Genomic DNA, 23,401 nt, shown 5'->3' with positions numbered 1-23,401 from the left:
TTGCACGGCGCGAATCCGAATCTCTTCGAGCGTGGCATGCGACAGGGAGCGACCGTCTCTCTTTTCCATGCGCAATTATCGCACGACCGCATTGCTTAATGTTCGCTAACCAACGCACTTCTTAGTAGTAAGTCGAAACTGTCGAAAACAGCGGCTAAAACTATGGAGTCCCCGCGGATTGAGCCGGTACTTTTGGGTACGAAGGGCAAGCTTCGTGAGGACAGCCCGTATTCTCTAGCGCTTTCAATCTATGCAGACGCTAATGATGGGAATACGTTTAAGCTACTGTTACCAAAGCCCAGCTATCAGCCCGACTACGAACATATCGTTTGCTCGTTCCTCAATTTCCTGAACGACTATCATGAGGGTGTGAAGGTGCTAGGAGACATCGGTCTTGACACCGATATTCAACCTCCCGGTCGAACAATTCTTGTGCATATGAATGAAGAGTCTAAACAAATTGAATGGGTTGATCATCGGCTATAGAGAGCATAACGAGGCCATGCATCGGATGCCAAAACCTCTGCTTCGCTCCGGTTTTATCACCGGTGACGGCGAGCGTTAGAGCTCAATAGACCATATTCGTGAGTGCTATATCTTTGCATCTAGGATTTTGAAAATGGGAAAAATATCAGGTTGGCGCGCAGATGACGAAAGCTGCAAGAGCGATCTCGATAAAATTCGAGATCAGATAAGAAAAAAATCACAAGACGAATATGGTCGTCCTGATATTCCTGGTTATGTTCAGCGCGCCGCCGAGAGCTGCGCACTGCGAAAAAGAGTATCAAACAAAAAGGCTCTGGATATTTTAGTTAAGGAGGCAGGAACGCTTGAGGAACTCGCCTCCCAATTATCAAAGATCCTCAGAAAAACAACCAAAAAGAACAACAAGAGTGCAAGGTTGAAAGCCGATTTGGCTCAAGAACCAAAATCCTCTCCCAGCCAGTTTCAACTTACGGTTGATGCTTCAAAACGCTCCAAATATGTCTCAATCGTCTTGGGTGGAGCACCAGGACTTGGAAAAAAGGCATGAGAAAATGCGTTCTAACCTGACGCTCAACCCCGTTCGCTTCGCTCTCTGGGCGCTGCGCGATAAAGCCGCGCAGCGCCAGTTAGCTCTACGTTGGGCGTCTTAACTCCATGAGCACTACGCCGAGCATGGCTGAACCCCTACAAAGAATTCTCGAAGCCGAGTTGGCGGCCGGGAATGAAGTCAAGGAGGTCTCATCTTGGCCACCAAAGTGTGCTCTGCTCGTAATTCTTCGTCGCCCCTTTTCTCAAGCATATGCGCAAGACCTCGGCGTAGAGTTCGCGGCCATCAACGACACGCATTATTGGAAAGCAGAGTACCGCTACAAAGGCGGGGTTCAAACGCTGGCCTGTGGTTTTCGATGAGCGCGTCTAGTTGCGGACAAAGCCGCCAAACCCATCATTCCATCGGACTGCCTTCGGCGGCCGCCGAATTCAAACGTTGTGGTGCACCAAATGCCGCGTAGTGAGAATCCGCTGCAAAGCGCCTTGGTCGAGTACGTCCAGTCGATCGATCCTGATAGAGATCGAGATACGGCCAAGGAGATTGAGCGAGTCCGCGCTGCCGTTGCGGAATTTGGACGCTGGCAAGAGTTCGAAGAGTGGAGGATCTCCACGTTCTTTGACTCGTCCGTCGACATGATCGAAATTGGTGGCAAATCTTGGTTCAAGGTCAGGGTCGAGTGCGACGGGCAAGAGTTCATTTGCCGGTGCCCTACGCTGGACAAGGCTGTACTGCTCGCGAAGTTCTACCGCAGGCTGATTGTCGATCAGTTCTACTCAGTTGGTCCACCATGGGCGTAACAGGGGCACGTCATAACCGGTCATTGCAGCAGACGGCTACGCCGCCTGCTGAATTCCAACGTGTGCGCCGGGTATGGCGCGTTACTTCTTCGGTGTAAGTCCGATGGCCAGGTTTGCAGACGGTATACGGGGGCAGACCCTGGTTTCCACTATGGAAACTGAAGCTGCTCTTATTTACTCGGGTTCGGGGAAGTTTTCTCCGTTGTTTAGTGAGGGGCGGTTCGTCTTTACTGAGCTTCGTAAGGCTACGAAGAGTCAGTCGTGATTAGGTCGGACACTTCAAAAAACCGGACCTCGCGCATAAAGCCGCGCAAGTCCGGCTGACTGTCATCGCGCTAGCGATTTAGTTCAATTTGGCAAACTGAAGCGGGTTATACCATTTCGTCTATTTAAGTGATATTAGAAAGGGCCGTACTCATGTTTATCAGAGACCTACTTGCTAAATCGTTCTTTGTTCTTGCAACGGCGGGGAGCGCTAATGCTTCTCTGATCACGATAAACGATCCAGCGGTTTCGTCCGGGTACATACCCTCGTACTACATCAATAAGGCCAGAATCTCACCTGAAACTCATATCATCGGTGTTCATGAGGCCCGCCGAGATCATAGCTCCGGTTCCCATCCGGTAGGTACCGCGCGTATTCACATAACCGGCGCTGCATCTGTCCCCGTGAATCTGGTCTTGTCCTCCTATGAGCCGATACAGTGGATTGTTGACGGATCAGGCGTGTCCTTTGTCCAATCGGTCCTGATCAATAGCTACCACCTCAGCACAGTCGTCGGTATTGACTCATCAATAGTCCAGAGCATGGATCTCGGCACCTATGATTGCGGTTGGTTTAGCGCTTCGAGGAGCTCTATGGTTCGCGATGTAGAAGCTATGTACGGTGCTCCAATTTCCACGTTTAGTGGCGTTTACCGTGCTACGGATTTTTCGATCATTCTTACCAGTGTCCCTGAGCCGAGTTCGATAACGCTCTTGCTCGGTGGTTTGGGCTGTGTCGGGGTAGCGCTGCGAAAGAGCAAGAAGCGCTCTTGCAATGTTTAGCGTAGCTTGGGAAATCAGGAGGAGGACTCCGGTTCCCACTTGCCTTTTCGATAGCCTTCCAATGTCCATCAGAACCCACTTTCGAGTCGTAGCTTCAATATGGTTGCTGGTCATCGCCGTTTGGATCGTGCTGCCTGGCAGCAATACCTATGGCAACCCGTGGATGGAGGAGCTGGTCGATTCCTGTACGACCTCGGACGGAACAAAGGTACGTCTGTACGTTGGCAGCGGCTTCTTGACGGCGTTCTGGTACTCCGTGACGACTGAAGCCGGCTTGTTCTCCCTTGAAAGGCAGATCCTGTATGTCTACAGCGGCCCTGAATTGCACACGCTGGCCTGTGCCGACAGGCAGCTCAGCATCACGGCGGAAACAGGCCCGATTGTCATCCCGGAGTCCGAACTGCCTGCGCTCCGGAAGAACCCACGCAATTACTCGAGTGCGGAGTCTGGTGCATGGAGCATGATTGGCTATGCAATCTCCGCGGTCCTTGCGGCGCTGGCTTTTGCTGTCGCGCCTCCGATTCGACGATTACGCAGAAAAGGGGGGGAGTGAATGCAGGCGACCTGCAATGTGCGAATCATGGAAGAAGACCCTCGTTACCCTTGGCTACCGGTTGTGACTACCCAAAAGCTGTTCCGTCTCCTTTTCCTCACCCCCTTGTTGCTGATCCTGACCACAGCTTCTTCCGCCGCCTGCACGGGCTCACAGGACGAGAACTTCGATAACTTCTTCGCCAGGTTCTCGACGTCCATGAGCTTTGCCTTGTCTCGTATGCCGCCTGTGGTTCCATCGAGCCGGGTGGTCGATGGCAAGGATGAGCCGGTCACCGTGCAGACGAGGACTTCAAGGGCCGAGTTGCGGCGCGCGGGAACGCTTGAAAGTCAGATGCGGCGCAATGGCCTCAAGGCCGAGAAGGTCCGCGAGTCGGCGACCGTGGTTGAAGTCGTAATCGTCAGGCCCGATACCGACTGGCAGGTGAGCTACTCTTTTGGCCTGAAGGCGAGGTGCTGGTATCTGCGCCGCATTGACGACCCGTCGCTGTAGTCTAACCACCTTGTCAGTACCCGCCGGCCCGTCCGGCACCCACCCACCCGAGGCCCCCCAATGACCCCCCAAGCCGCTTCCCTCATGGCCGAATACAACCGCTGGATGAACGATCGCCTGTATGCCGCGGCGGCGACCCTCGATCCGGCGGCGTTGACGGCGGACAAGGGGGCGTTCTTTGGTTCCATCCTGGGCACGCTCAATCACATCGCGGTGGCCGACACGATCTGGCTGCACCGCTTTGCGCAGCACGAGGCGGCGTTTCCGGCGCTGGGCGCGTTGTCCGGGTTTCCCCGGCCGTCGTCCCTGACCCAACCCCTCGCGGACGATCTGGCGGGGCTGGGCCATTACCGGCGGGGGCTGGATGCCCTGATCGAGCGCTGGGTTGCCGGGCTGACGCCCGAGCATCTGTCGGCTGATCTGGCCTACAGCAACATGGCGGGCTTCCATTCGAGCCGGTGTTTCGGGGCCTTGCTGCTGCACTTCTTCAACCACCAGACGCACCATCGCGGTCAGGTCACGACGCTGTTAAGTCAGGCTGGCGTGGATGTCGGCGTCACCGATCTATTGGCGGTCATTCCGACCACTGCATAAGGAGCACCCATGCCAGGCCCCGCCCGTGCCGGACTTTTCATCTACGCCCTCGATCCCGAGCGCGTTGCCGATTTTTATTGCGCTGTCGCCGGCATGGCCCGCCTGCATGCCACACCGGAGCTGATCGTGCTCGAATCCGCCGACATCCAGTTGCTGGTGCATCGGATTCCGCCGCCCTTCGCTGAGGGCATCGTCATCACCTCGCCGCCCCAGCGGCGCGAGGATACGGCGCTCAAGTTCTTCTTCAGCGTGCCCAGCCTGGATGCAGCACGGCTTGCGGCGCAGGCGTTGGGGGGCGAGGTGTTTGCCGAGAACTGGCAGGGGCCGGGCTTTACCGTGTGCAACGGGATGGATCCGGAGGGGAACGTGTTTCAGGTGCGGGAGTTTTCTGCGTGAGGCGCAGCGCCCGGGTGGGGCCGCCCGAAGCGCGTTTCTGAGGGGCATACATGCCATTCACACCTTTCCACATGGGGCCGGGGCTCCTGATCAAGGCGGTGCTGCAGGGGGCGTTTTCCCTGATGGTCTTCGGCTGGGCGCAGATCGTGATGGATATCCAGCCGCTGGTGGTGATCCTGACCGGCGAGGGGCATCTGCATGGCTTCACCCATACCTGGATCGGGGCCTCCCTGCTGGGCGTCGCTTCGGCCCTCAGCGGGAAGTACCTGTCGGAGTTCGGCTTGCGCCTGATCGGCTGCCGCCGCTTTGTGCCCATCCGCTGGCCGGTGGCCGTGCTGTCGGCTTTCGTCGGTACTTTCAGCCATGTGCTGCTTGACGGGATCATGCATGCGGACGTGGAGCCCTTTTGGCCCTTGACCCGGGACAACGGTCTGCTTGGGCTGATGTCAGTGCAGGCCATGCACTGGTTTTGCCTGGGGAGCGGGGTGGTGGGTGCGGTGCTGTATTTCATCGTGGCCAGCCGGCTGGCTCCGCGGGACGCGCACGGCGAGGCGTCACCGTGAGCGCAAACCCATTGCTGACGGGGGTTTGCCCTCCACTGGCCTGATCACCCGATGGGTGAGGCTGAAGGGGTTTATGGGACGCGCTGGGGGCGGCTGGAGGGACTGTGGGGGCGACTTCAGTCGCCCGCGGGCTGAGATCAAGGGTGTGTCGGTGATCGACGCGTGGGTGGGCGACTGAAGTCGCCCCTACAGGAGGGACCTTATCGACCGTCAGACGACGTGTCAAACGGAGGAGATTAGGCTGAATTCGACCCCCATGGGGGGCTGGCGCGGGCCCTTCGTCACCCGCATTTCCAGCCACCTCAGGCGGGTGGACTGGCATCATCTGCCCCGTCTGACAAACGCAGCGTGGCTCCGGTGTTCGAGTTCTTCGGTAATTTCTTTCTGGCGCTTGCCCTGGTGGGGCTGTTCCGCTTTCTGTGGATGGTCTGCGGTCTGCTGATTCGCACCGGGGATGGGGGGAACGCGATCTTTGCGGTGCTCCTGCCGGTGTTGATGCTCTATCTGCTGGGGCGCTCCCTGCTGCCCATCGATGCCTGGGAGGGGTTTGCGGCCGGGGCTGCCACCGGCGCGCTGGCGGTGTACCTGTTCCACCGCAGGAAGCCGCCCACGCCGGTCTGAGCGGCGCCCTCAGCGCGCCGCAAACCACCCGGCGATCTTCATCCTTTCCTCGTCGGTGATCCCGGTGACGTTGCCCAGGGGCATGGCCTTGAGCTTGACGGTCTGGTCGTGGATGCGCTGGGCCTGGGCTTCGATGCGCTGGGGGGTGTCGAGGAGCACACCGGCCGGGGCGGAGGCCATCAGGGTGGGCTTTTCGGCGTGGCAGGCGGTGCAGCGGGCGTTGATGATGGGCTGGATGTCGGCCAGGGTGGGGGCGGCGGTGCCGGCGCTGGCAAGCCGCGGCGCCGGGGCCAGCCATACGGCTACGCCGGCCAGGATGGCGATGGCGGTGGCGGGGAACTCCCAGCGCACGGCGCCCTTGTGGCGCAGGTTGAAGAAGTGGCGGATCAGCACCGCAGCCAGGATGATCAGGGCCAGCACCGCCCAGGCGTGGGCATGGGTGTAGGTGAAGGCGTAGTGGTTGCTGATCATGCAGAACAGCACCGGCAGGGTCAGGTAGTTGTTGTGGTAGCTGCGCTGCTTGGCGCGGATGCCGTCCATGGGGTCGGGGGTGTCGCCGCGCTGCATGGCGGCCACCACGCGTTTCTGGCCCGGGATGATCCAGAAGAAGACGTTGCCGCTCATGGTGGTGGCGATCATGGCGCCCACGTGGATGAAGGCGGCACGGCCCGACAGGAGGTGGGTGAGGGCCCAGGCCACGGCCACCACGAAGGCGTAGTAGACGATGCCGAAGAGTAGCTGGCTGCGGTTGATGAGCAGGCGGCACAGCACGTCATACACCACCCAGCCGCCGGCCAGGGTGCCCAGGCCGATGGCCACGGCGGTGCCCGGGCTGATGGCGGCCACCGAGGGATCGACCATGTAGCTGCCGGCCTGCAGGTAGTACAGGGTGGAGATCAGGGCGAAGCCCGACAGCCAGGTGGAATAGCTCTCCCACTTGAACCAGTGCAGATCGTCCGGCAGGTGGGCGGGGGCCACCAGGTATTTCTGCGGGTTGTAGAAGCCGCCGCCATGCACGGCCCACAGCTCGCCGCCCACGCCCTTGGCCTTGAGTGCCGGGTCGGTGGGCGGCTTGAGGCTGTTGTCCAGCCACACAAAATAGAAGGACGAGCCGATCCAGGCGATGCCGACGATCAGGTGGAGCCAGCGCAGCAGCAGGCTGCCCCATTCGATGAGGTAGGCGTCCATCAGCTGCCCCGGTAGGTCGAGTAGCTCCACGGCGATACGAGGAGCGGCACGTGGTAATGGGCGGCGGTGTCGGCAATGCCGAAGCGCAGGGGGACGCTGCCCAGGAAGGGCGGGTCGGCCTGGGGCACGCCGGCGGCGGCAAAGTAGGCCGCCACCTCAAAGACCAGCTCGTAGCTGCCGACCGCCATGGTTTCACCCTGCAGCAGGGGGGCGTCGGCGCGGCCGTCGTGGTTGGTGACCCCGCGGCACAGCTCGCGGCAGCTGCCGTCGGGGCCGAGCAGGTGTAGCGCGAAGGCCATGCCGGCGGCCGGGCAGCCGCGGGCGGTATCGAGTACGTGGGTGGTCAGGCGGCCCATGGGGGTCCTCGGCGGGGATGGAATGACCCCGATTATAGGAAGGGCCGCCGGGCGGCCGGCGAATATCGCCTATCGGGTTGCGCGAATAAGGGCGGCGGGCTTCGGTGTGCGCGGGGCTCATATGAAAGTCGGCAGGATGCTTATCCGATCCTGCTACTTGCCGCCCCCCCGGCCGGCTCCGTACTCTCGATTCATGCGGCATCGTCACGGAGCACGCTCCGGCGGCCTGCCATTTCCCCACCATGATCTGCTCGCGGCGCCAGTCCGCAGCCCTTCCAGGAGATGCCCGTGACGACCCGTCCCGACCCTGACACCACCGTTCACCCGGTGGATGAGATCCTCCCCGCGCCCCGCTTGTTTGCCCTGGGCCTGCAGCACGTGCTGGTGATGTATGCCGGGGCGGTGGCGGTGCCGCTGATCCTGGGGGCAGCCCTCAAGCTGCCCAAGGATCAGATCGCCCTGCTGATCAACGCCGACCTGCTTTGCTGCGGCATTGTCACCCTGATCCAGGCGCTGGGTGTCGGCCCCTTCGGCATCCGTCTGCCGGTGATGATGGGGGTGACCTTTGCGGCGGTGAGCCCGATGCTGGCCATGGCCGCGAACCCCGATCTGGGGATCACCGCGATCTTCGGGTCGGTGATGGTGGCGGGCGTATTCGGGATCTTCCTGGCGCCGGTGATCAGCCGCCTGCTGCCCCTGTTTCCGCCGGTGGTCACCGGCACCATCATTGCCGTGATCGGCGTGACCCTGATGCGCGTCGGCATCAACTGGGCGGCCGGCGGTGTGCCGATGATCAAGGATCTGGCCACCGGCCAGATGGTGCCCAACCCGGCCTACGGCGCGCCCGAGCACCTGGGCGTGGCCTTCTCGGTGCTGGTGGTGATCCTGCTGCTGTCCAAGTATGGCAAGGGCTTCGTGGCCAATGTGTCGGTGCTGCTGGGGCTGGTGTTCGGTTTTGTGGTGGCGCTGGCCATGGGCAAGGTCAAGTTTGACGGGCTGGAGCAGGCCGAGTGGTTCGCCCTGGTCTATCCCTTCCAGTTCGGCATGCCCACCTTCGATCTGGTCTCGGCGGCCACCATGTGCCTGGTGATGATCGTGGTGATGGTGGAATCCCTGGGCATGTTCCTGGCCCTGGGCGAGCTCACCGGCAAGCCCCTGTCGCCCAAGGACCTGGAGAAGGGCCTGCGCACCGATGGTCTGGGCACCCTGATCGGCGGCATCTTCAATGCCTTTCCTTACACCTCGTTCTCCCAGAACATCGGTCTGGTGGGGGTGACGGGGGTGCGCAGCCGCTGGGTATGCGTGGCCGGCGGGGCCATTCTGGTGGCCTTCGGCCTGTTTCCCAAGATGGCCCACGTGGTGGCGTCGGTGCCCCAGTTCGTACTGGGCGGTGCCGGCATCGTGATGTTCGGCATGGTTGCCGCGACGGGCATCAAGATCTTGCTGGCGGCGGACCTGAAGACCAACCGCTTCAACCCCTACATCATCGCCATCAGCATCGGCTTCGGCATGATCCCCCTGGTGGCCGACAAGTTCTTCCACCAGATGCCCAAAGCCCTGGGGCCGCTGCTGCATAGCGGCATTCTGCTCACGGCCATCACTGCGGTGTTGCTCAACCTGTTCTTCAATGGCTATCGTCGCGATGCGGCCGAAAGCGCCAAGCAGATGGCGATGGAAGCCGAACTCCACTGATCCCGATTTCCGCCCAGGCCCGGAGCCCCTGTCATGACAATCCCGACTCTCACCCCAGCCTCCCTTTCGCAGCTGGATCAGGCCGCCTTCGTGGCGGCCCTGGACGGCATCTTCGAGCATTCACCCTGGGTGGCCGAGCGGGCCTGGGTGCGTAGCCCCTTTGCCGACCGGGAAGCCCTGCTGGGCACGCTGGTTGGCGCGATGCAGGCGGCACCCCGCGATGCCCAGCTGGCGTTGATCAGGGCTCACCCGGAACTGGCCGGCAAGGCGGCGGTGCGGGGGGAGCTGACGGTGGAGTCCACCCGCGAACAGGCCGGTGCGGGCCTTGCCGCCTGCTCGCCGGAGGAGTTCGAACTGATCCAGGCTCTCAACGGGGCCTACAACGCCAAGTTCGGCTTTCCCTTCATCATTGCCGTGCGGGGGCTGGGGCGGGCCGACATCATCGCGGCCATGGAGCGCCGGCTGGGGCACGACCCGGAAGCGGAATTCGCCGAGGCCCTGCGCCAGATCGCCCGGATCGCGGCGCTGCGCCTGGAGGAAAGGGTGGCGGAGTAGGTGGACAGAGCAAGGGCAGACCGGCGGTCTGCCCTTGTTATTGCGCTCAGACGGCGAAGGACAGGGCCGTGGTCGGCAAGGTGCCGCTCGCTACGGGGGCGGGGCCAGGGCGCGGGATGACCGGCGAGCTGCGCGCCACCGAGGTGATCTGCTCGCGGAACCAGCGGCATTCTTCCTCGTAGTGGCTGCGGTCGTGCCACAGCAGATAGAAGCTCATCTTCGGGAAGTCGATGGGGGCTTCGGCAATGGCCAGGGGCATCATCTTGGCGCAGTGCTCGGCGAAGATCCGCGGGCTGGAGAATAGCATGTCGGTTTCCAGCAGCAGATAGGGCACCAGGCCGAAGTAGGGCACGTAGGCCACCACGTTGCGCTTGAGCCGCTCGCGGGCCAGATGCAGGTCGATCACGCCGCGCTGGCCGACCGCGTAGGGGGTGGGCACCAGGTGTTCGGCCGCCAGGTAGTCGGCGGTGCTGAGCGCGCGACCGGCGAGGGGGTGGCCCTTGCGCATGATGCACACCACCTCGTCGTCGAAGAGGGGCGCCATGCGCAGGTTTTCCGGGGGCTGGGGCCAGTTGCCGATGACCACGTCAAGTTCGCCGGCTTCGAGGGCGCGGGCGTAGTCGAAATCCGGGCCGAGGGAATGAAAGGCCACCTGGGAGTTGGGGGCGAACTTGCGCAGGCGGGCCACGATCTCGCCCAGCAGCACCGCGTTGAGATAGTCCGGGGTGGCAATGTTGAAGACCCGGCGGGAGCTGGCGGCGTCGAACTTGACCTGGCGGACGGCGATGGCTTCGATCTGCTGCAGCGCAATCTTGACCGGCTCAAGCAGCCCGGCACCCCGCTCGGTGGGGGTCATGCCGTTGCGGCTGCGCACCAGCAGCTGGTCGCCGGTGATGTCACGCAGGCGGCGCAGGGCCGTGCTGACGGCCGGTTGAGACTGGTTGAGGCGCCGCGCCGCCTTGCTCACGCTGCATTCGGTGAGCAGGGCGTGGAGTACGCGCAGCAGGTGGACATCCATGGAATCCCAGGTGCAGTTCGCGGCCATGTCGGTGCTCCTTGAACGATATCCGTGGTGCGCTGCAAAAATCGTTCCAGGCGGGAAAAGGCCGCAATTGCGGGGGCTGTCGGCCCAGTTGCGAACCTTCGCGGGGCGTAGCGGCGTTGCCTCCAGCAAATCAGCACCGGTGTGGTGCGCCCACCGGCAATGGGAGGCTTAACAAAAAATTCACTCGAGCTTGTCGGCTGCAGGACGATAAACGGGGATCTCTTGATGCGCCGCAGCAAGCGATGCCCGGCTATCGACAACAAGGAATCCCTTCCATGAGTATCCGACGCGACCTCGTCCTTCTGGCCTCGCTCTCTGCGGCGATGCTGTTTGCCCTTGTCGCCGTGGGCGGCCATCAGTTTCGTTCCAATTTTGGCTTGATGCACAGCCTGACGGATGACGCGGTGCCGGCGGCGCTCGCTGCCGCGGATCTGCGGGCTGATCTCAAGCAACTCCAGCTTGATCTGTTCGAAGTGATCTCGGCGGGTAATTCGGATCAGGCGCCACAAGCCGGCGAAAGGCTGAAGATTCAGCAGGAGAGGCTGCGGGCCGGCCTGAAGACATTGGCGGTGCCCTCCCAGTCGCAAGCGGAGGCGGGTTTGCTGCTGCAGGCGTCCGAGAGCCTGGACAACTATGTGGCCGCCATGAGTGAAAGCATCTCGCTCAGCATGGCCGGTCATCGCCAGCTCGCCGAGGCGAGCCTCTATGCCAACGCGGCGCCCTATCAGCAGGAGCTGCAGCAGATACTGGAAACCCTGCTCATCGAGAAACGCCGCAACAAGGATCAGTCGGCGCAAGAGGTGAGGGTTGGCCTGACGCAGACCATGTGGTTCCTCGGCGCGGCAGTCATCGTCACGGTGCTGGTGCTGGGAGGGCTGATGATCAGGCTGTACCGGAACATTGTCGTGCCACTGCGGGCGATGGAAGGCACGATGGGGCGCATCGCCGAGTCCCTCGACTTTACCCAGCGGGTTCCGTTCCAGCGGCGCGATGAGATCGGGCAATCGATAGAGGCCTTCAATGCCTTGGTCAATACCTTGCAGACGAGTTTGGGGGCGATGGTTGAGATCATCCGCTGCAATGAGACTGCGTCGGTCGAGATGCATCAGTCCGCGGCTGTCGTGGCGCGAATCGCCTCGGAGGGCAGCGCCTCATCGAAGCGTATTCAGCGGGCGGTGCAGGCCATCCAGACCCACATCCGCGACATCGATCAGGGGTCGCGCGAGGCTGGGCGGATCACCGAGGAGTCAGGGCGAACCGCCAGGAGCCGCAGCGAGATCATCCAGGAAACAGCGGAGCAGATCAGTGCCCTCTCCCGCCGGGTGGATACGGCCGCCGACCAGGTGTTTGCGCTGGCCGCTCAGATCTCGGAGGTCGAGGGGGTGGTGTCGGAAATCAGGAAGATCGCTGATCAGACCAACCTGCTGGCACTGAATGCGGCCATTGAGGCTGCGCGAGCCGGGGATGCGGGGCGGGGCTTTTCGGTCGTTGCCGACGAGGTGAGGATGCTGGCGGAACGCGCTGCCGGCGCAACCGAACACATCAGCCAGCGGATGCAGCTCATCCAGACCTCGTCGAGCGAGTCGGCGGAGCTCATGAAACTGGTGACCAGCGAAATGGATCAGAGCACGGCCCTGGCACGCACGGCGGGTGAGGCAATCGAGCGCATCGTGTACTCGGCAACGCAGGTGGTCGAGGTGGTCGGCGAGATCATCCGGATCGTCGATGTGGGGCAGGGCTCAAGCTGCGAGATTGTCGATCAGATTGAGATGATCGATAGCCTGCTGGAGCAGGCCCACGTGGCAGCCTCCCACACGAAGAATGCGGCGGATACCAGTCGCGACTTTTCCATACGGCTTGCAGATATCGTCGAGCGCTTCCGGATTGACCCAGCAGGGACGTCTCTGCATTTCGAGCGTGGCACCGTCGAACTCTGGCCTGCCAGTTAGTGAGCGGTCATCCCGGCAGCGCCTATTTTTTCGGGCGGCCGGTCTTTACGCGCTCGATCTTGTTGAGCGCGTCGATCAAGGCGGTGTCGGACAAGGTGTTCAGAAGGATGAGCCCGGCGCGGATCAGTTCGCTTTTCTTGATCTCGCAGCCGCCTGCCAGGGCGCGCTTCTTCAGCAGGGCAAACAGGGCGTAGTCGGATTCCGGGAAGGTGAAGCTGTCCCGCACCGGTCGATTTGAGCGCGCGGGCGGCTTCTTTGCCGTTGTCGGCCCGGAACTTGCTGGGGGCTCCGGGGAATCCGATTCTTGTGTGCCCCGCTTGGCACGCGTTGACATATTCATTGTGTATCCATGCCTTGCATGAAGAAGTGTATAAATAGTATAAATCGTTTATTGCTTAGCTGGAGAGCATGATTGCTTTGAACCCGGCGGGCGTAAACGCGGGTTGTTGTGCAACTGCAACCTTATTGCAACAGAAGATCGATATAAAGTGTTTATAACAATGTCGGGCTTGCGGAAAGCGCATCTGCCCTACTTACCTCAACCGTCTGAGTCTCCTGTCCCATGGCTAAGGAACGTCTGAACTCCCCTTCTCGCAAGGCCGGTGCCTGGGCCATCATCCAGTGCGTGGACACGGGCAAGGTGCTGCTCGGGAAGCGCTCCAGCGTGGTGAACAATGGTGGGGCGTGGAATTTCTTCGGAGGCCGCGCAGATCGCGGGGAGTCTCCCCGCTCGGCGCTGTTGAGGGAGCTGGCGGAGGAGGCCGGTTTGCGCGTCAAGGAAAAGCAGCTGGTGAAGATCGGCCAGGTGTCCGGCGAGCGTCGAAGCCGGTCCGGGGATTGCGAGATGCACTACTACCTGCTGCGGCTTGAGCGCGAGGTGGTGCCGCGCCTCAATCGGGAGCATTCCAACTTCGGCTGGTTCAAGCCGAAGCGGCTGCCGACCAAGTTCAATCGGCCGACGACGATTGCCATCAAGAAGGGCCTGCTCGGCAGCCTGCGTCAGCCCTGAGCGGTCTTGAGGGCGGCCCGGGCCTGAACGGAATCTTCCCCAGGCCCCCGGGCTTAATCTTCTAAATCAGACCACACCGGCCCCGTGGGCCTGCTGGTCGGCCCAGTAGCTCGAACGCACCATGGGGCCGCAAGCGGCGTTCTTGAAGCCCATCTTCAGTGCTTCGGTCTCGAACATCTTGAAGGTGTCGGGATGCACGTAGCGCAGCACCGGCAGGTGACCGCCGGAGGGCTGGAGGTATTGGCCGATGGTGAGCATGTCCACGTTGTGGGCGCGCATGTCGCGCATCACTTCGAGGATCTCATCGTCGGTTTCGCCCAGGCCGACCATCAGGCCGGACTTGGTATTGACCTCCGGGTGGCGGGCCTTGAACTGCTTGAGCAGTTCCAATGAGTAGGCGTAGTCGGCGCCCGGGCGCGCCTGCTTGTAGAGGCGCGGCACGGTTTCCAGGTTGTGGTTCATCACGTCCGGCGGGGCCTGGTCGAAGATGTCGAGGGCGATCTCCATGCGGCCGCGGAAGTCGGGCACCAGCACCTCGATGGTGGTCTTGGGGCTGGCCTCGCGGGTGGCACTGATGCACTGGACAAAGTGGTCGGCGCCGCCGTCGCGCAGATCGTCCCGGTCCACGCTGGTGATCACCACGTAGTTGAGGCGCATGGCGGCGATGGTCTTGGCCAGGTTGGCCGGCTCGCTCACGTCGAGGGGCTCCGGGCGGCCGTGGCCCACGTCGCAGAAGGGGCAGCGGCGGGTGCAGATGTCACCCATGATCATGAAGGTGGCCGTGCCCTTGCCGAAGCATTCGTGGATGTTGGGGCAGGAGGCTTCTTCGCAGACGGTGTGCAGCTTGTGCTCGCGCAGGGTGTCCTTGATCTCGTTGAAGCGCTCGGCCTCAATGCCGGCACCCAGCTTGATGCGGATCCAGTCGGGCTTCTTGATGCGTTCGGCAGGAACGATCTTGATGGGGATGCGGGCGGTCTTGGCGGCGCCGCGCTGCTTGCGGCTCTCGGAATCCATGGGGGTCGTCCTTTGGTCAGGCGGTGGGGGGGACGTCGGGAAAATGTCGCCGGAGGTGGCCGAGAAGCCGCTCGGCGACTTCATCGGGGGCCTCGGTCACGCCGAAGTCCTTGAGTTGTATGGTCTTGAGCCCACTATAGCCGCAAGGGTTGATCCACGTAAATGGTGTCAAGTCCATATCGACATTGAGGGACAGTCCGTGGTAACTGCAGCCGTTCTTCACCCGCAGGCCGAGGGCGGCGATCTTGTCGCCGTCGATGTAAACCCCTGGCGCGCCGTCCTTGCGGCGGGCGTCGAGGCCGTAGTCGGCGATGCAGTCGATGAGGGCCTGCTCCAGTAGCTGCACCATCTCGCGCACCTTGAGGCGGCGGCGGTGCAGGTCGAGGAGCAGGTAGGCCACCACCTGGCCGGGGCCGTGGTAGGTGATCTGGCCGCCCCGGTCGATCTTGACCAGCGGGATTTCCGTGGGGCGGATCAAGTGCTCGGGCTTGCCGGCCTGGCCCAGGGTGTACACCGGCGGGTGCTGCACCAGCCATAGCTCGTCCGGGGTGGCGGCGTCGCGGTGGGTGGTGAATTCCTGCATCGCCCGCCAGGTGGGCTCGTAGGGGGCGAGCCCCAGGTGGCGGACGATCACAGGACGACCTTCACCATGGGGTGGGACGATAGCTCGGTGTACAAGGCGTCAAGCTGGGATTGGGAGGTGGCTCTGACAGTGCAGGTGATGGCCAGGTAGTTGCCCTTGGCCGAGGGGCGCATCTGCGCCGTGGCGGGGTCGAAATCGGGGGCATGGCACAGCACCACTTCAATCACGGTCTGGGCAAAGGTATCCACCCGTGCGCCCATGATCTTGATGGGGAATTCACAGGGGAACTCGAGCAGGGTGGTGCGTTCTTCAGTCATCCGGTTTCTCTTCTCAGAGCGTCTTGAACCACAGGCGGATAGCGTCCCACAGGCGGCCGAACCAGCCGGCTTCGGGGATGTCGTCGAGGGCCACGATGGGGTACTCGCCGACGGGCTTGTCGTTCAGGCTGAGTTGCAGGGTGCCGCTGGTCTGGCCCTTGGTCACCGGCGCCATCAGGGGCTGCTGGGTCACCACGTTGGCCTTGAGCTTTTCGGCTTCGCCTTTGGGCAGCGACAGCACGAAATCGTTCAGGAAGCCGGCCTTGAGCATGTTTTCCTTGCCCTTCCAGATGCGGAATTCGTTCACCGCCTGATTGGCGCTGTACACCTTCACCGTGTCGAAGGCGAGGTAACCCCAGTTGAGGAGCTTCTGGGATTCCTGGGCGCGCACGCTGTCGCTGGCGGTACCCACCACCACCGATACCAGACGCCGCTCGTTGCGCTTGGCCGAGGCGATCAGGCAATAGCCGGCGCTTTCGGTGTGGCCGGTCTTGACCCCGTCAACGGTCGGGTCGATGAACAGCAGGCGGTTGCGGTTGGGCTGTTTGATCTTGTTGTAGGTGTATTCCTTGATGGAATAGATGGGATAGAACTCGGGAAAGTCGCGAATGATGGCGCTGGCCAGGATGGACAGGTCGCGCACCGAGGTCAGGTGCGAGGGGTGGGGCAGGCCGGTGGCGTTCTCGAAGTGGGTGTTCTTCATGCCCAGCCGGGCGGCTTCCTTGTTCATCAGCTGGGCGAAGTTCTCTTCGGACCCGGCGATGGCTTCGGCCAGCGCCACGCAGGCATCGTTGCCCGACTGGACGATCATGCCGTGAAGCAGTTCGTTCACGGTCACCGGCTTGAGGGGCTCGATGAACATCTTGGAGCCTGGCACTTTCCAGGCTTTCTCCGAGACCGGAATGGTCTGCTCCAGGCTCAGGGTCTTGTTCTTGATCGCCGAGAACGCCAGGTAGGCGGTCATCAGCTTGGTCAGGGAGGCGGGCTCGATGCGCTGGTCGGGCTGTTCCGCCGTGAGTAGCTGGCCGGACCCCACATCGAGGAGAACCCAGGCCCGCGCAGCCACGGTCGGCGGCGTCATCTGGGCAAAGGCGAGGGAGGGCAGGATGAGCAGAAGCAGGATGATGCGATGCAGCATGGTGGGGTGCAAAACCGAAAAAAGTGCGATTATAGTCACGCCTCCCCTCGCGAACTGCCTTCGAATCGTAAGTGAATGCGGAACTCGCCGCGCCGTGGATGGTCTTTGATGCTGCAATGCACTTTATCCATCGAACCCTTTCTCTCGTGCTGGCCTGCCTTGTCCTCCTCTGGGCGGGCAATTCCATGGCCGTGGACAACCACCTTGCCGCGGCCGACTTGGCCGAGCAGGTGCAGTCCCTCGACCCGGCCGCTGAAGAGAAGCTGGATCTGAGCAGCCTCGACCCGCTCGACTGCCCGGCCTTGGCCAGTGCGCACGGTTTTCGGGCACGCTTTCTGCTTGAATCCCATCCAGTGTCCTTCACGTTGGGGTGGCAGTCGATCCTTCCGCGTGTGGCGTCGCCTCCCCCGAGGCGGGGCTGACGTTGTCTGCCTGCCCGGCGTGTGACGCCAGGGCTGTCTTCCGCAGTGCTCCGCTGCAACATCGCTTTTAAGTTGAAAGTTGAGATAGCGCCCCTTGCTGGGCGCAAAAGGACAACCATGTTCAAGAAGTTCGGCCTCACTTTGATGGTGCTGGGCGCGGCCATCCATGGGCCCGTGGCTCTCGCCGATCCGGTCGCAGCGGCTGCTGCGCCACGCTACAGCCTCACCGCGCTGCGTGACCTTGCCCGTACGACCCATCCTTCCGTACAGGCCGCCCGTGCATTGATCGAGGCGGGTCGTGCGCAGGTGGTGACCGCGGGTGCCTACCCCAACCCCGAAATCGAGTTCCTTTCGGGCCGGACCCGGGCGAGGACCAACGGCGTTGCCACTGGGGCGGCGCAGACCCTTGAGCTCACCCAGCGTATCGACAACCCCTGGCAGCGGGAGGCGCGCCTGGGGGTGGCCAGTTCGGGCCTGGAGGTCCGCCGTGCGGATGCGCGCAGCCTGGAACTCGACCTGCTCACCCGCCTGGATCAACGCTTCTACGAGCTCTTGCGCCGTCAGGCCGAGCTGCGTGCCACGAAGGAAGACCTGGCTCTGGCGGAGCAGATCCGCGCCAGGGTGGCCGTGAGGGTCGAGACCGGTGAGGCTCCCCGGTATGAGCTGATCAAGTCGGACACGGAGTTGTTGAATGCGCAGAAGAATGCCAACAGTGCCGCGCTGAGGTTGGCGCAGGCCCGTGCGGCCCTTCGGGGGCTGGTGGGCAGCCTGCCCGCCGAGTTTGAGGTGGAGGGGGAGCTGAGTGCCCCGCGCGCGGTTCCGACACTGGACGAGTTGCGTGCGCAGGCCATGGCGCGCAACCCCGATCTGCTGAGGGCGCGTGCAGAGCTTGCCCGGGCTGAGCGACAGCTTGAGCTGGAGCGTGCGCGCCGGCACCCGGATGTGGCGCTCCGGGTTGTTGAAGATCGGGACGTGGAGATTCGGGACAGCCGCTACGGTGTCACCTTGACCATTCCCCTTTGGGATCGTCGCCAGGGCCCCGTGGCCGAAGCGAATGCCCTGCTGATGAAGAGCCGCAATGATCTGGCGAATCAGGAGCTGCTCCTGCTTCAGTCGATCGAGTCCACCTACAGACAGTTCGAGATCGCCGGCGCCCAGGTGAACGCGCTGGAGAACGGCATCCTCCGTCAGGCCGAGGCGGCCCTGAAGGTCGCGGAATCCGCGTACCGCTTTGGCGAGAGAGGCATCCTGGACTATCTCGATGCACAGCGCGTTTTCCGTGCTGCCCGTAACGAACTGATTGCCGCACGGTATGAGCTGCAGCTGGCATCCATCGAGATCGAGCGTCTGCGCGCGCTGAATATTGAGGAAATGAAATGACTAAAGCACGTTTTCGTCTGGTTACGCTTCTCGTCAGTGCAGCCCTGGTGTCGGCTTGCAGCAAGGCGCCGGAGGAGGCGCCACCGGCCGCCAAGCCGGATCCCGCGCTGGTCGAGCCCAACCCGGAATTGCGCGCTCAGTTGAAGGTCGATGTGATCAAGACGGCCCCTGTCGTCCAGTCCTTGCGCGTTGCAGGGCGCATTTCGTTTGATGAGCAGCTGCTCGCACGCATCGGATCGACCGTCACGGGTCGGGTCTCATCCCTGAATGCACAGCTTGGAGACGAGGTTCGACCGGGGTCCGTGCTGGCCATCATCAACAGTACGGAGCTGACCACAGCCCAGTTGGCGTACCTCAAATCGCAGACCACTGCAGAGCTGAACCGGAAGGCCGTGGAGCGAGCCCGCATCCTGCTGCAGAACGACGTGATCGGCTCTGCTGAACTACAACGCAGGGAAACCGAGCTCGCGCTGGCCGATGCCGAGCGACGTGCCGCAGCGGATCAGTTGCGGGTACTGGGCCTCTCGGAAAAGACGATCGCAACCCTGGCCAAATCGGGTGTGATTTCGTCAACCACGCCGGTCTCGGCCACGCTCCATGGTGTCGTTGTGGAGCGCAAGGTGACGCCGGGCCAGGTTGTGCAGCCCTCCGATGCGCTCTTCACGGTGGCGGATCTGTCCAAGCTGTGGGCGGTGGCGCAGGTTCCCGAGGAGCAGTCGGGCATGGCACTGACCGGGCAGGCGGTTGAAGTTGAAGTGCCGGCGCTGGATGGCCAGAGAATCATGGGCAAGGTGATCTTTGTCGGGCAGACCGTGAACCCCCAGACCCGCACCGTTCTGGTGCGGGTAGCCCTCGACAACCCGACCGGGCAACTCAAGCCGGAGATGCTGGCAACCATGCTGATCGACGGAAAGCCCAAGGATATGCTGGTTGTTCCTGCGGGGGCCGTGGTTCGGGAGGACAACACGGACTACGTTTTCCTGGCCAGCGAGGATGGCAATCGCTTCCGGCAGGTGAAGGTCCAGCTCGGGCCTGAAAGTCGTGGGGTACGTCCCGTCCTGAATGGTCTGGCAAGCGGTGCGCAGGTGGTGGTCGATGGGGCCTTTCACCTGAACAACGAACGCCGACGTGTCCTGCTGGGGGGCTGATCCATGGTTGAATCCTTGATCCGCGGTGCGCTCAAGCAGCGCATCGTCCTGGTGGTCGTCTGCGTCTGCCTGCTCCTGGCTGGCCTGATGGCGGTCAATAAGTTGTCTGTGGACGCCTTTCCCGATGTGACCAACGTGCAGGTTCAGGTTGCCACGGAGGCTCCCGGGCGTTCGCCGGAGGAGGTGGAGCGCTTTGTCACGGTACCGGTGGAGATCGCGATGACCGGTCTCCCCGGGCTGACCGAGATGCGCTCGCTCAACCGTAACGGGATCTCCATCGTCACCCTCGTCTTCACGGAAAAGACCGATGTGTATTTTGCCCGGCAGCTCGTGATGGAGCGCCTGATCGAGGTGATGGGCCGGATGCCGGCGGGGGTCGCGCCGGTTCTTGGCCCGGTGTCCACGGGGCTAGGCGAGGTCTATCAATACACGTTGGAGCATCCCAGTGACCTGGGGGCGGACGGCAAATTGCGGGTGCTGAGCGAAGCGGAATTGATCGAGCGGCGCACCATCCAGGACTGGGTGGTCAGGCCCATGCTCCGCTCCATCCCGGGGGTGGCCGAGATCAATACCCAGGGTGGCCACGCCAAGCAGTATCAGGTGAGGGTGAATCCGGATCGTCTGCGGTATCACCAGCTCGCGGCCCACGACATCTACCGGGCGCTTGCGGCCAACAATGCCAACTCCGGGGGCGGCGTGCTGCCCCAGTATGCGGAACAGCTCATCATCCGTGGCCAGGGCCTGATCCGTTCGGTGGATGACATCGGCCTCATCGTGGTCAAGGAGGTGGGCGGGACGCCGGTTTACGTCAGGGACGTCGCCGAGGTGGACATCGGTGCGGAGGTTCGTCAGGGCGCGATCATCAAGAACGGTGATACCGAGGCCGTTGCGGGCATCGTGCTGATGATCCGCGGTGGGAACGCCCGGGAAGTGGTTGGGCGCATCAAGGCCAAGGTGGCCGAGATCAACGAGCGCCAGATGCTTCCGGGGGGCCTGCAGATCGTGCCGTTCTACGACCGGACCACGCTGGTGGATGCCGCCATGCTGACCGTCGGCAAGGTGCTCGCCGAGGGTATCGTGCTGGTGGTGGTGATCCTGTTCATCTTCCTGGGGGACGTCCGGTCTTCGCTCATCGTGGTGGCCAACCTGGTGCTGACGCCATTGCTGACCTTCATGGTGATGAATCACTACGGGATATCGGCCAACCTGATGTCACTGGGCGGGCTTGCGATTGCCATCGGCTTGATGGTCGACGGCGCTGTGGTGGTGGTCGAAAATGCGTTCGTCCGGCTTGGTGAGCGTTCCAAGACAGGCGAGTCCGCCGTGCGCATCATTTTTGATGCCGCATCAGAGGTGGGGACGCCGGTGCTGTTCGGGATCGGCATCATCATCCTGGTGTTCATGCCTTTGCTGTCCCTGGAGGGCATGGAAGGCAAGATGTTCAGCCCGCTGGCGCTGACCATCGGCATCGCGCTGAGCATCTCCCTGCTGCTGTCCTTTACGCTGACGCCGGTGCTGTGCTCCTACCTGCTCAAAGGGGGGGACGAGCACGACACGAAGCTGGTGGCGGTCCTCAAGAAGCCTTACCTGAGGTTGCTTGATGCGGCCTTGGCCAATCCCAAGGTCACGGTCCTGGGGGCGGTGTGTGCCTTTGCGGCGAGCCTTGCTGTTGTTCCCTTCCTGGGCAAGTCCTTCATTCCGACAATGCAGGAGGGCTCGCTGACGCCGGTTATCGTCCGGGCGCCGAACATCTCCCTCGACGAGTCCATCAAGATGGAGTTCGAGGCACTGCGTCGTGTCATGGAGGTGCCAGGTGTTGCGATGGCGGTGTCTCGTCTTGGGCGCGGGGAGTCTGCAGCGGATCCGGGGCAGCCCCACGAGTCGGATCCCATCGTGACCCTCAAGCCCATGGACGAATGGCCCGATGGCTGGGTTCAGGAAGACATCGCGAATGCCATTCGCGACCGGCTGAAGACCTTGCCGGGGATCGAACTGGCCATCTCGCAGCCCATCGCCGCGCGCGTGGACGAGATGGTGTCGGGTGTTCGCTCTCAGGTCGCCATCAAGCTTTTCGGTGATGATCTCGAGGAGCTGCGTCGGGTGGGTGATCAGATCTCCCGCGTGCTGGCATCGGTGCCGGGAGCGACGGACCTCAGAGTCGAACGGGTTTCCGGACAAAGCTACCTGAACATCGAGATCGATCGCGTCGCGATTGCCCGGCATGGCATCAATGTGGCGGACGTCAACGAATTGATCGAGATGGCGGTGGGAGGGGCTGTGGCCACCGAGGTGTACGAGGGGGAACGTCGGTACCAGTTGGCCGTCCGTTATCCGGAAATGCACCGGAACAACCCGGAGGCGATCGGCAACATCGTTCTGCGCTCCCCGAATGGTGCCGTCGTGCCCTTGCACGATGTCGCCAAGGTGGAAGTGATCGACGGACCTGCCCAGATCTCCCGGGAGTCGGGCAAGCGCCGCCTGGTGATTGGTGCCAACGTGCAGGGTCGAGACCTCGGTGGCTTCGTGGCGGAAGCCCAGGCACGTCTCGCTCGGGACGTCCCGCTGCCGGAGGGTTACTACCTGGAGTGGGGCGGGCAGTTCGAGAACATGGAGCGTGCCATGAAGCGTCTGTCGCTGATTGTTCCGCTCACCATCCTGGCCATCTTCTTCCTGCTCTTCGTACTCTTCAACTCGGTACGCTATGCCGGGTTGATCATCACCGTCCTTCCGCTGGCCTCCATCGGCGGCCTGTTCGGATTGCTGGTGGCGGGCGAGTATCTTTCTGTACCGGCGGCGGTCGGCTTCATCAATCTCTGGGGGATTGCCGTGTTGAACGGTGTGGTGCTGGTGTCCTGTGTGCGTCAGCTTCAGACCAACGGGATGACACTCACCCAGGCCGTCACGGAGGGATGCCGCCAGCGCTTCCGTCCTGTCATGATGACAGCCAGTGTGGCCTTGCTGGCGCTGATCCCGATGTTGTTCTCGACGGGGCCGGGGTCTGAGGTGACGCGTCCCCTTGCCGTCGTGGTGATTGGTGGCCTCTTGAGTTCTACGGCCCTTACGCTGCTGGTGTTGCCGGTGTTGTATCGTTGGTTCCAGGAAAAGGAGATCGAAGCATGAAGGAGATCAAGGCTGTCATTCGCCCAAACAAGCTCTCCAGGCTTCGGGAAGCCCTTCGCGCTTTCCCGGGGTTTCCCGGGATGACCATCAGCAAAGCCGAGGGCTGTGGGGCGACGGCACGTCATGTTCCCCATAGCATCAAGGAAGAGCTGACTGACTTCACCGACAAGGTGAGGATCGAGATCATCGCGCCGGATGAGATGGTTGACGAGCTCGTGGGACACATCGTCAACGTGGCGACAACCGGTCAGACGGGAGATGGTCTGGTATGGGTGACGGATGTGCAGAAAGCGTTCTTCATCCGGCGAAACCAGGGGGGTGGGGCCGAATAGGAGTAAGGCTTTTGCTCCGGGAGGCGCAGCTGAGAGGATGACCTTCCCGGAGAC

27 protein-coding genes are annotated in these 23,401 nt (G+C 62.3%); 18 read left to right on the top strand and 9 right to left on the bottom strand.

Features of this window, described 5'->3' with window-relative positions; all coding sequences use genetic code 11:
• The first annotated feature begins 619 nt into the window (after positions 1-619).
• The 10 genes from J0L98_RS06810 (at position 620) to J0L98_RS06770 (ending at position 6,099) form a co-directional block, all read left to right on the top strand.
• Positions 620-1,033, top strand: coding sequence for a hypothetical protein (locus J0L98_RS06810; protein ID WP_296410846.1), 414 nt, complete (start codon positions 620-622; stop codon positions 1,031-1,033).
• A 125-nt stretch (positions 1,034-1,158) separates the two neighbouring features.
• The gene (locus J0L98_RS06805; protein ID WP_296410845.1) at positions 1,159-1,395 is read left to right on the top strand and encodes a hypothetical protein; all 237 of its coding nucleotides are present in this window, start codon (positions 1,159-1,161) and stop codon (positions 1,393-1,395) included.
• A 90-nt stretch (positions 1,396-1,485) separates the two neighbouring features.
• The gene (locus J0L98_RS06800; protein WP_296410844.1) at positions 1,486-1,833 is read left to right on the top strand and encodes a hypothetical protein; all 348 of its coding nucleotides are present in this window, start codon (positions 1,486-1,488) and stop codon (positions 1,831-1,833) included.
• 417 nt (positions 1,834-2,250) lie between these two features.
• The gene (locus J0L98_RS21570) at positions 2,251-2,880 is read left to right on the top strand and encodes a PEP-CTERM sorting domain-containing protein (protein WP_365954365.1); all 630 of its coding nucleotides are present in this window, start codon (positions 2,251-2,253) and stop codon (positions 2,878-2,880) included.
• A gap of 103 nt (positions 2,881-2,983) precedes the next feature.
• Positions 2,984-3,433 carry a hypothetical protein gene (locus tag J0L98_RS06795; RefSeq protein WP_296410843.1) on the top strand — a complete coding sequence of 150 codons (450 nt, stop codon included), beginning with the start codon at positions 2,984-2,986 and terminating at the stop codon, positions 3,431-3,433.
• Positions 3,434-3,460: 27 nt separating this feature from the next.
• On the top strand, positions 3,461-3,925 hold the full coding sequence (locus J0L98_RS06790) for a hypothetical protein (protein ID WP_296410842.1): 465 nt from the start codon (positions 3,461-3,463) through the stop codon (positions 3,923-3,925).
• Between the two features lie 84 nt (positions 3,926-4,009).
• Positions 4,010-4,519, top strand: a complete 510-nt coding sequence (locus J0L98_RS06785) for a DinB family protein (RefSeq protein WP_296410840.1) — start codon at positions 4,010-4,012, stop codon at positions 4,517-4,519.
• 9 nt (positions 4,520-4,528) lie between these two features.
• Entirely contained in the window at positions 4,529-4,915 is a 387-nt protein-coding gene (locus tag J0L98_RS06780) for a VOC family protein (protein ID WP_296410839.1), read from the top strand.
• 50 nt (positions 4,916-4,965) lie between these two features.
• Positions 4,966-5,478 carry a metal-dependent hydrolase gene (locus J0L98_RS06775; protein WP_296410838.1) on the top strand — a complete coding sequence of 171 codons (513 nt, stop codon included), beginning with the start codon at positions 4,966-4,968 and terminating at the stop codon, positions 5,476-5,478.
• 348 nt (positions 5,479-5,826) lie between these two features.
• Positions 5,827-6,099 carry a hypothetical protein gene (locus tag J0L98_RS06770; protein WP_296410837.1) on the top strand — a complete coding sequence of 91 codons (273 nt, stop codon included), beginning with the start codon at positions 5,827-5,829 and terminating at the stop codon, positions 6,097-6,099.
• Between the two features lie 9 nt (positions 6,100-6,108).
• On the opposite strand, the gene J0L98_RS06765 is transcribed toward J0L98_RS06770, so the two are convergent.
• Both J0L98_RS06765 and uraH read right to left on the bottom strand, forming a co-directional pair.
• Positions 6,109-7,287, bottom strand: coding sequence for a urate hydroxylase PuuD (locus tag J0L98_RS06765; RefSeq protein WP_296410836.1), 1,179 nt, complete (start codon positions 7,285-7,287; stop codon positions 6,109-6,111).
• Complete coding sequence (uraH, locus tag J0L98_RS06760) at positions 7,287-7,643, bottom strand: hydroxyisourate hydrolase (RefSeq protein ID WP_296410835.1); 357 nt, start codon at positions 7,641-7,643, stop codon at positions 7,287-7,289. The genes J0L98_RS06765 and uraH overlap by 1 nt, the downstream gene beginning before the upstream one ends.
• Positions 7,644-7,931: 288 nt before the next feature.
• On the opposite strand from uraH, the gene J0L98_RS06755 reads away from it, so the two are divergent.
• Together J0L98_RS06755 and uraD are read left to right on the top strand one after the other, a co-directional pair.
• Positions 7,932-9,335, top strand: a complete 1,404-nt coding sequence (locus J0L98_RS06755; protein ID WP_296410833.1) for a nucleobase:cation symporter-2 family protein — start codon at positions 7,932-7,934, stop codon at positions 9,333-9,335.
• Positions 9,336-9,368: 33 nt separating this feature from the next.
• Positions 9,369-9,890 (top strand): 2-oxo-4-hydroxy-4-carboxy-5-ureidoimidazoline decarboxylase, encoded by a 522-nt coding sequence (gene uraD, locus J0L98_RS06750; RefSeq protein WP_296410832.1) that lies wholly within the window; start codon positions 9,369-9,371, stop codon positions 9,888-9,890.
• 46 nt (positions 9,891-9,936) lie between these two features.
• Here the strand turns inward: uraD and J0L98_RS06745 are convergent, their stop codons facing one another.
• A complete protein-coding gene (locus tag J0L98_RS06745) occupies positions 9,937-10,935 on the bottom strand; it encodes a LysR substrate-binding domain-containing protein (RefSeq protein WP_296410830.1) in 999 nt (332 codons plus the stop codon).
• Between the two features lie 11 nt (positions 10,936-10,946).
• Between J0L98_RS06745 and J0L98_RS06740 the strand changes: the two genes are divergently transcribed.
• Positions 10,947-12,884, top strand: a complete 1,938-nt coding sequence (locus J0L98_RS06740; protein WP_296410829.1) for a methyl-accepting chemotaxis protein — start codon at positions 10,947-10,949, stop codon at positions 12,882-12,884.
• Positions 12,885-12,906: 22 nt separating this feature from the next.
• Here J0L98_RS06740 and J0L98_RS06735 read toward each other — a convergent pair whose 3' ends face one another.
• Positions 12,907-13,110, bottom strand: a complete 204-nt coding sequence (locus J0L98_RS06735) for a hypothetical protein (RefSeq protein ID WP_296410828.1) — start codon at positions 13,108-13,110, stop codon at positions 12,907-12,909.
• A gap of 336 nt (positions 13,111-13,446) precedes the next feature.
• On the opposite strand from J0L98_RS06735, the gene J0L98_RS06730 reads away from it, so the two are divergent.
• Positions 13,447-13,893 (top strand): NUDIX hydrolase, encoded by a 447-nt coding sequence (locus J0L98_RS06730; RefSeq protein ID WP_296410827.1) that lies wholly within the window; start codon positions 13,447-13,449, stop codon positions 13,891-13,893.
• 66 nt (positions 13,894-13,959) lie between these two features.
• Here the strand turns inward: J0L98_RS06730 and lipA are convergent, their stop codons facing one another.
• The 5 genes from lipA to J0L98_RS06705 are packed head-to-tail and all read right to left on the bottom strand — an operon-like array spanning position 13,960 to position 17,295.
• Positions 13,960-14,907, bottom strand: a complete 948-nt coding sequence (gene lipA, locus J0L98_RS06725; RefSeq protein WP_296410826.1) for a lipoyl synthase — start codon at positions 14,905-14,907, stop codon at positions 13,960-13,962.
• A 16-nt stretch (positions 14,908-14,923) separates the two neighbouring features.
• Positions 14,924-15,541: a lipoyl(octanoyl) transferase LipB gene (gene lipB, locus J0L98_RS06720; protein WP_296410825.1), complete on the bottom strand. Its 618-nt coding sequence runs from the start codon at positions 15,539-15,541 to the stop codon at positions 14,924-14,926.
• Positions 15,538-15,807: a DUF493 domain-containing protein gene (locus tag J0L98_RS06715; protein WP_296410824.1), complete on the bottom strand. Its 270-nt coding sequence runs from the start codon at positions 15,805-15,807 to the stop codon at positions 15,538-15,540. The genes lipB and J0L98_RS06715 overlap by 4 nt, the downstream gene beginning before the upstream one ends.
• Positions 15,808-15,820: 13 nt before the next feature.
• Positions 15,821-16,945 carry a D-alanyl-D-alanine carboxypeptidase family protein gene (locus J0L98_RS06710; RefSeq protein ID WP_296410823.1) on the bottom strand — a complete coding sequence of 375 codons (1,125 nt, stop codon included), beginning with the start codon at positions 16,943-16,945 and terminating at the stop codon, positions 15,821-15,823.
• A 35-nt stretch (positions 16,946-16,980) separates the two neighbouring features.
• The gene (locus J0L98_RS06705) at positions 16,981-17,295 is read right to left on the bottom strand and encodes a hypothetical protein (protein WP_296410822.1); all 315 of its coding nucleotides are present in this window, start codon (positions 17,293-17,295) and stop codon (positions 16,981-16,983) included.
• Positions 17,296-17,484: 189 nt separating this feature from the next.
• On the opposite strand from J0L98_RS06705, the gene J0L98_RS06700 reads away from it, so the two are divergent.
• From J0L98_RS06700 to J0L98_RS06685, 4 genes are read left to right on the top strand one after another with little or no spacing between them, the layout of a single operon-like run.
• Positions 17,485-18,747 carry a TolC family protein gene (locus J0L98_RS06700; RefSeq protein ID WP_296410821.1) on the top strand — a complete coding sequence of 421 codons (1,263 nt, stop codon included), beginning with the start codon at positions 17,485-17,487 and terminating at the stop codon, positions 18,745-18,747.
• Complete coding sequence (locus J0L98_RS06695) at positions 18,744-19,895, top strand: efflux RND transporter periplasmic adaptor subunit (RefSeq protein ID WP_296410819.1); 1,152 nt, start codon at positions 18,744-18,746, stop codon at positions 19,893-19,895. Before J0L98_RS06700 ends, J0L98_RS06695 begins: the two co-directional genes overlap by 4 nt.
• A gap of 3 nt (positions 19,896-19,898) precedes the next feature.
• Positions 19,899-23,015 carry a CusA/CzcA family heavy metal efflux RND transporter gene (locus J0L98_RS06690; protein WP_296410818.1) on the top strand — a complete coding sequence of 1,039 codons (3,117 nt, stop codon included), beginning with the start codon at positions 19,899-19,901 and terminating at the stop codon, positions 23,013-23,015.
• On the top strand, positions 23,012-23,347 hold the full coding sequence (locus J0L98_RS06685; protein WP_296410817.1) for a P-II family nitrogen regulator: 336 nt from the start codon (positions 23,012-23,014) through the stop codon (positions 23,345-23,347). Before J0L98_RS06690 ends, J0L98_RS06685 begins: the two co-directional genes overlap by 4 nt.
• The last annotated feature ends 54 nt before the right edge of the window (positions 23,348-23,401 follow it).

It is taken from the genome of Zoogloea sp. (genome assembly GCF_017302315.1).
Classification (GTDB): Bacteria; Pseudomonadota; Gammaproteobacteria; order Burkholderiales; family Rhodocyclaceae; genus Zoogloea.
The sequence above is the reverse complement of the archived record's forward strand: the minus strand, read 5'-3'. Positions and strand labels throughout refer to the sequence as shown.

Coding starts and splice junctions, on each gene's coding strand:
- J0L98_RS06810 (WP_296410846.1), top strand. CDS start 620: ATGGGAAAAATATCAGGTTGGCGCGCAGATGACGAAAGCTGCAAGAGC.
- J0L98_RS06805 (WP_296410845.1), top strand. CDS start 1,159: ATGGCTGAACCCCTACAAAGAATTCTCGAAGCCGAGTTGGCGGCCGGG.
- J0L98_RS06800 (WP_296410844.1), top strand. CDS start 1,486: ATGCCGCGTAGTGAGAATCCGCTGCAAAGCGCCTTGGTCGAGTACGTC.
- J0L98_RS21570 (WP_365954365.1), top strand. CDS start 2,251: ATGTTTATCAGAGACCTACTTGCTAAATCGTTCTTTGTTCTTGCAACG.
- J0L98_RS06790 (WP_296410842.1), top strand. CDS start 3,461: ATGGAAGAAGACCCTCGTTACCCTTGGCTACCGGTTGTGACTACCCAA.
- J0L98_RS06785 (WP_296410840.1), top strand. CDS start 4,010: ATGGCCGAATACAACCGCTGGATGAACGATCGCCTGTATGCCGCGGCG.
- J0L98_RS06780 (WP_296410839.1), top strand. CDS start 4,529: ATGCCAGGCCCCGCCCGTGCCGGACTTTTCATCTACGCCCTCGATCCC.
- J0L98_RS06775 (WP_296410838.1), top strand. CDS start 4,966: ATGCCATTCACACCTTTCCACATGGGGCCGGGGCTCCTGATCAAGGCG.
- J0L98_RS06765 (WP_296410836.1), bottom strand. CDS start 7,287: ATGGACGCCTACCTCATCGAATGGGGCAGCCTGCTGCTGCGCTGGCTC.
- uraH (WP_296410835.1), bottom strand. CDS start 7,643: ATGGGCCGCCTGACCACCCACGTACTCGATACCGCCCGCGGCTGCCCG.
- uraD (WP_296410832.1), top strand. CDS start 9,369: ATGACAATCCCGACTCTCACCCCAGCCTCCCTTTCGCAGCTGGATCAG.
- J0L98_RS06745 (WP_296410830.1), bottom strand. CDS start 10,935: ATGGCCGCGAACTGCACCTGGGATTCCATGGATGTCCACCTGCTGCGC.
- J0L98_RS06730 (WP_296410827.1), top strand. CDS start 13,447: ATGGCTAAGGAACGTCTGAACTCCCCTTCTCGCAAGGCCGGTGCCTGG.
- lipA (WP_296410826.1), bottom strand. CDS start 14,907: ATGGATTCCGAGAGCCGCAAGCAGCGCGGCGCCGCCAAGACCGCCCGC.
- J0L98_RS06715 (WP_296410824.1), bottom strand. CDS start 15,807: ATGACTGAAGAACGCACCACCCTGCTCGAGTTCCCCTGTGAATTCCCC.
- J0L98_RS06710 (WP_296410823.1), bottom strand. CDS start 16,945: ATGCTGCATCGCATCATCCTGCTTCTGCTCATCCTGCCCTCCCTCGCC.
- J0L98_RS06705 (WP_296410822.1), bottom strand. CDS start 17,295: ATGGGATTCAAGCAGAAAGCGTGCCCGAAAACCGTGCGCACTGGCCAA.
- J0L98_RS06700 (WP_296410821.1), top strand. CDS start 17,485: ATGTTCAAGAAGTTCGGCCTCACTTTGATGGTGCTGGGCGCGGCCATC.
- J0L98_RS06695 (WP_296410819.1), top strand. CDS start 18,744: ATGACTAAAGCACGTTTTCGTCTGGTTACGCTTCTCGTCAGTGCAGCC.
- J0L98_RS06690 (WP_296410818.1), top strand. CDS start 19,899: ATGGTTGAATCCTTGATCCGCGGTGCGCTCAAGCAGCGCATCGTCCTG.
- J0L98_RS06685 (WP_296410817.1), top strand. CDS start 23,012: ATGAAGGAGATCAAGGCTGTCATTCGCCCAAACAAGCTCTCCAGGCTT.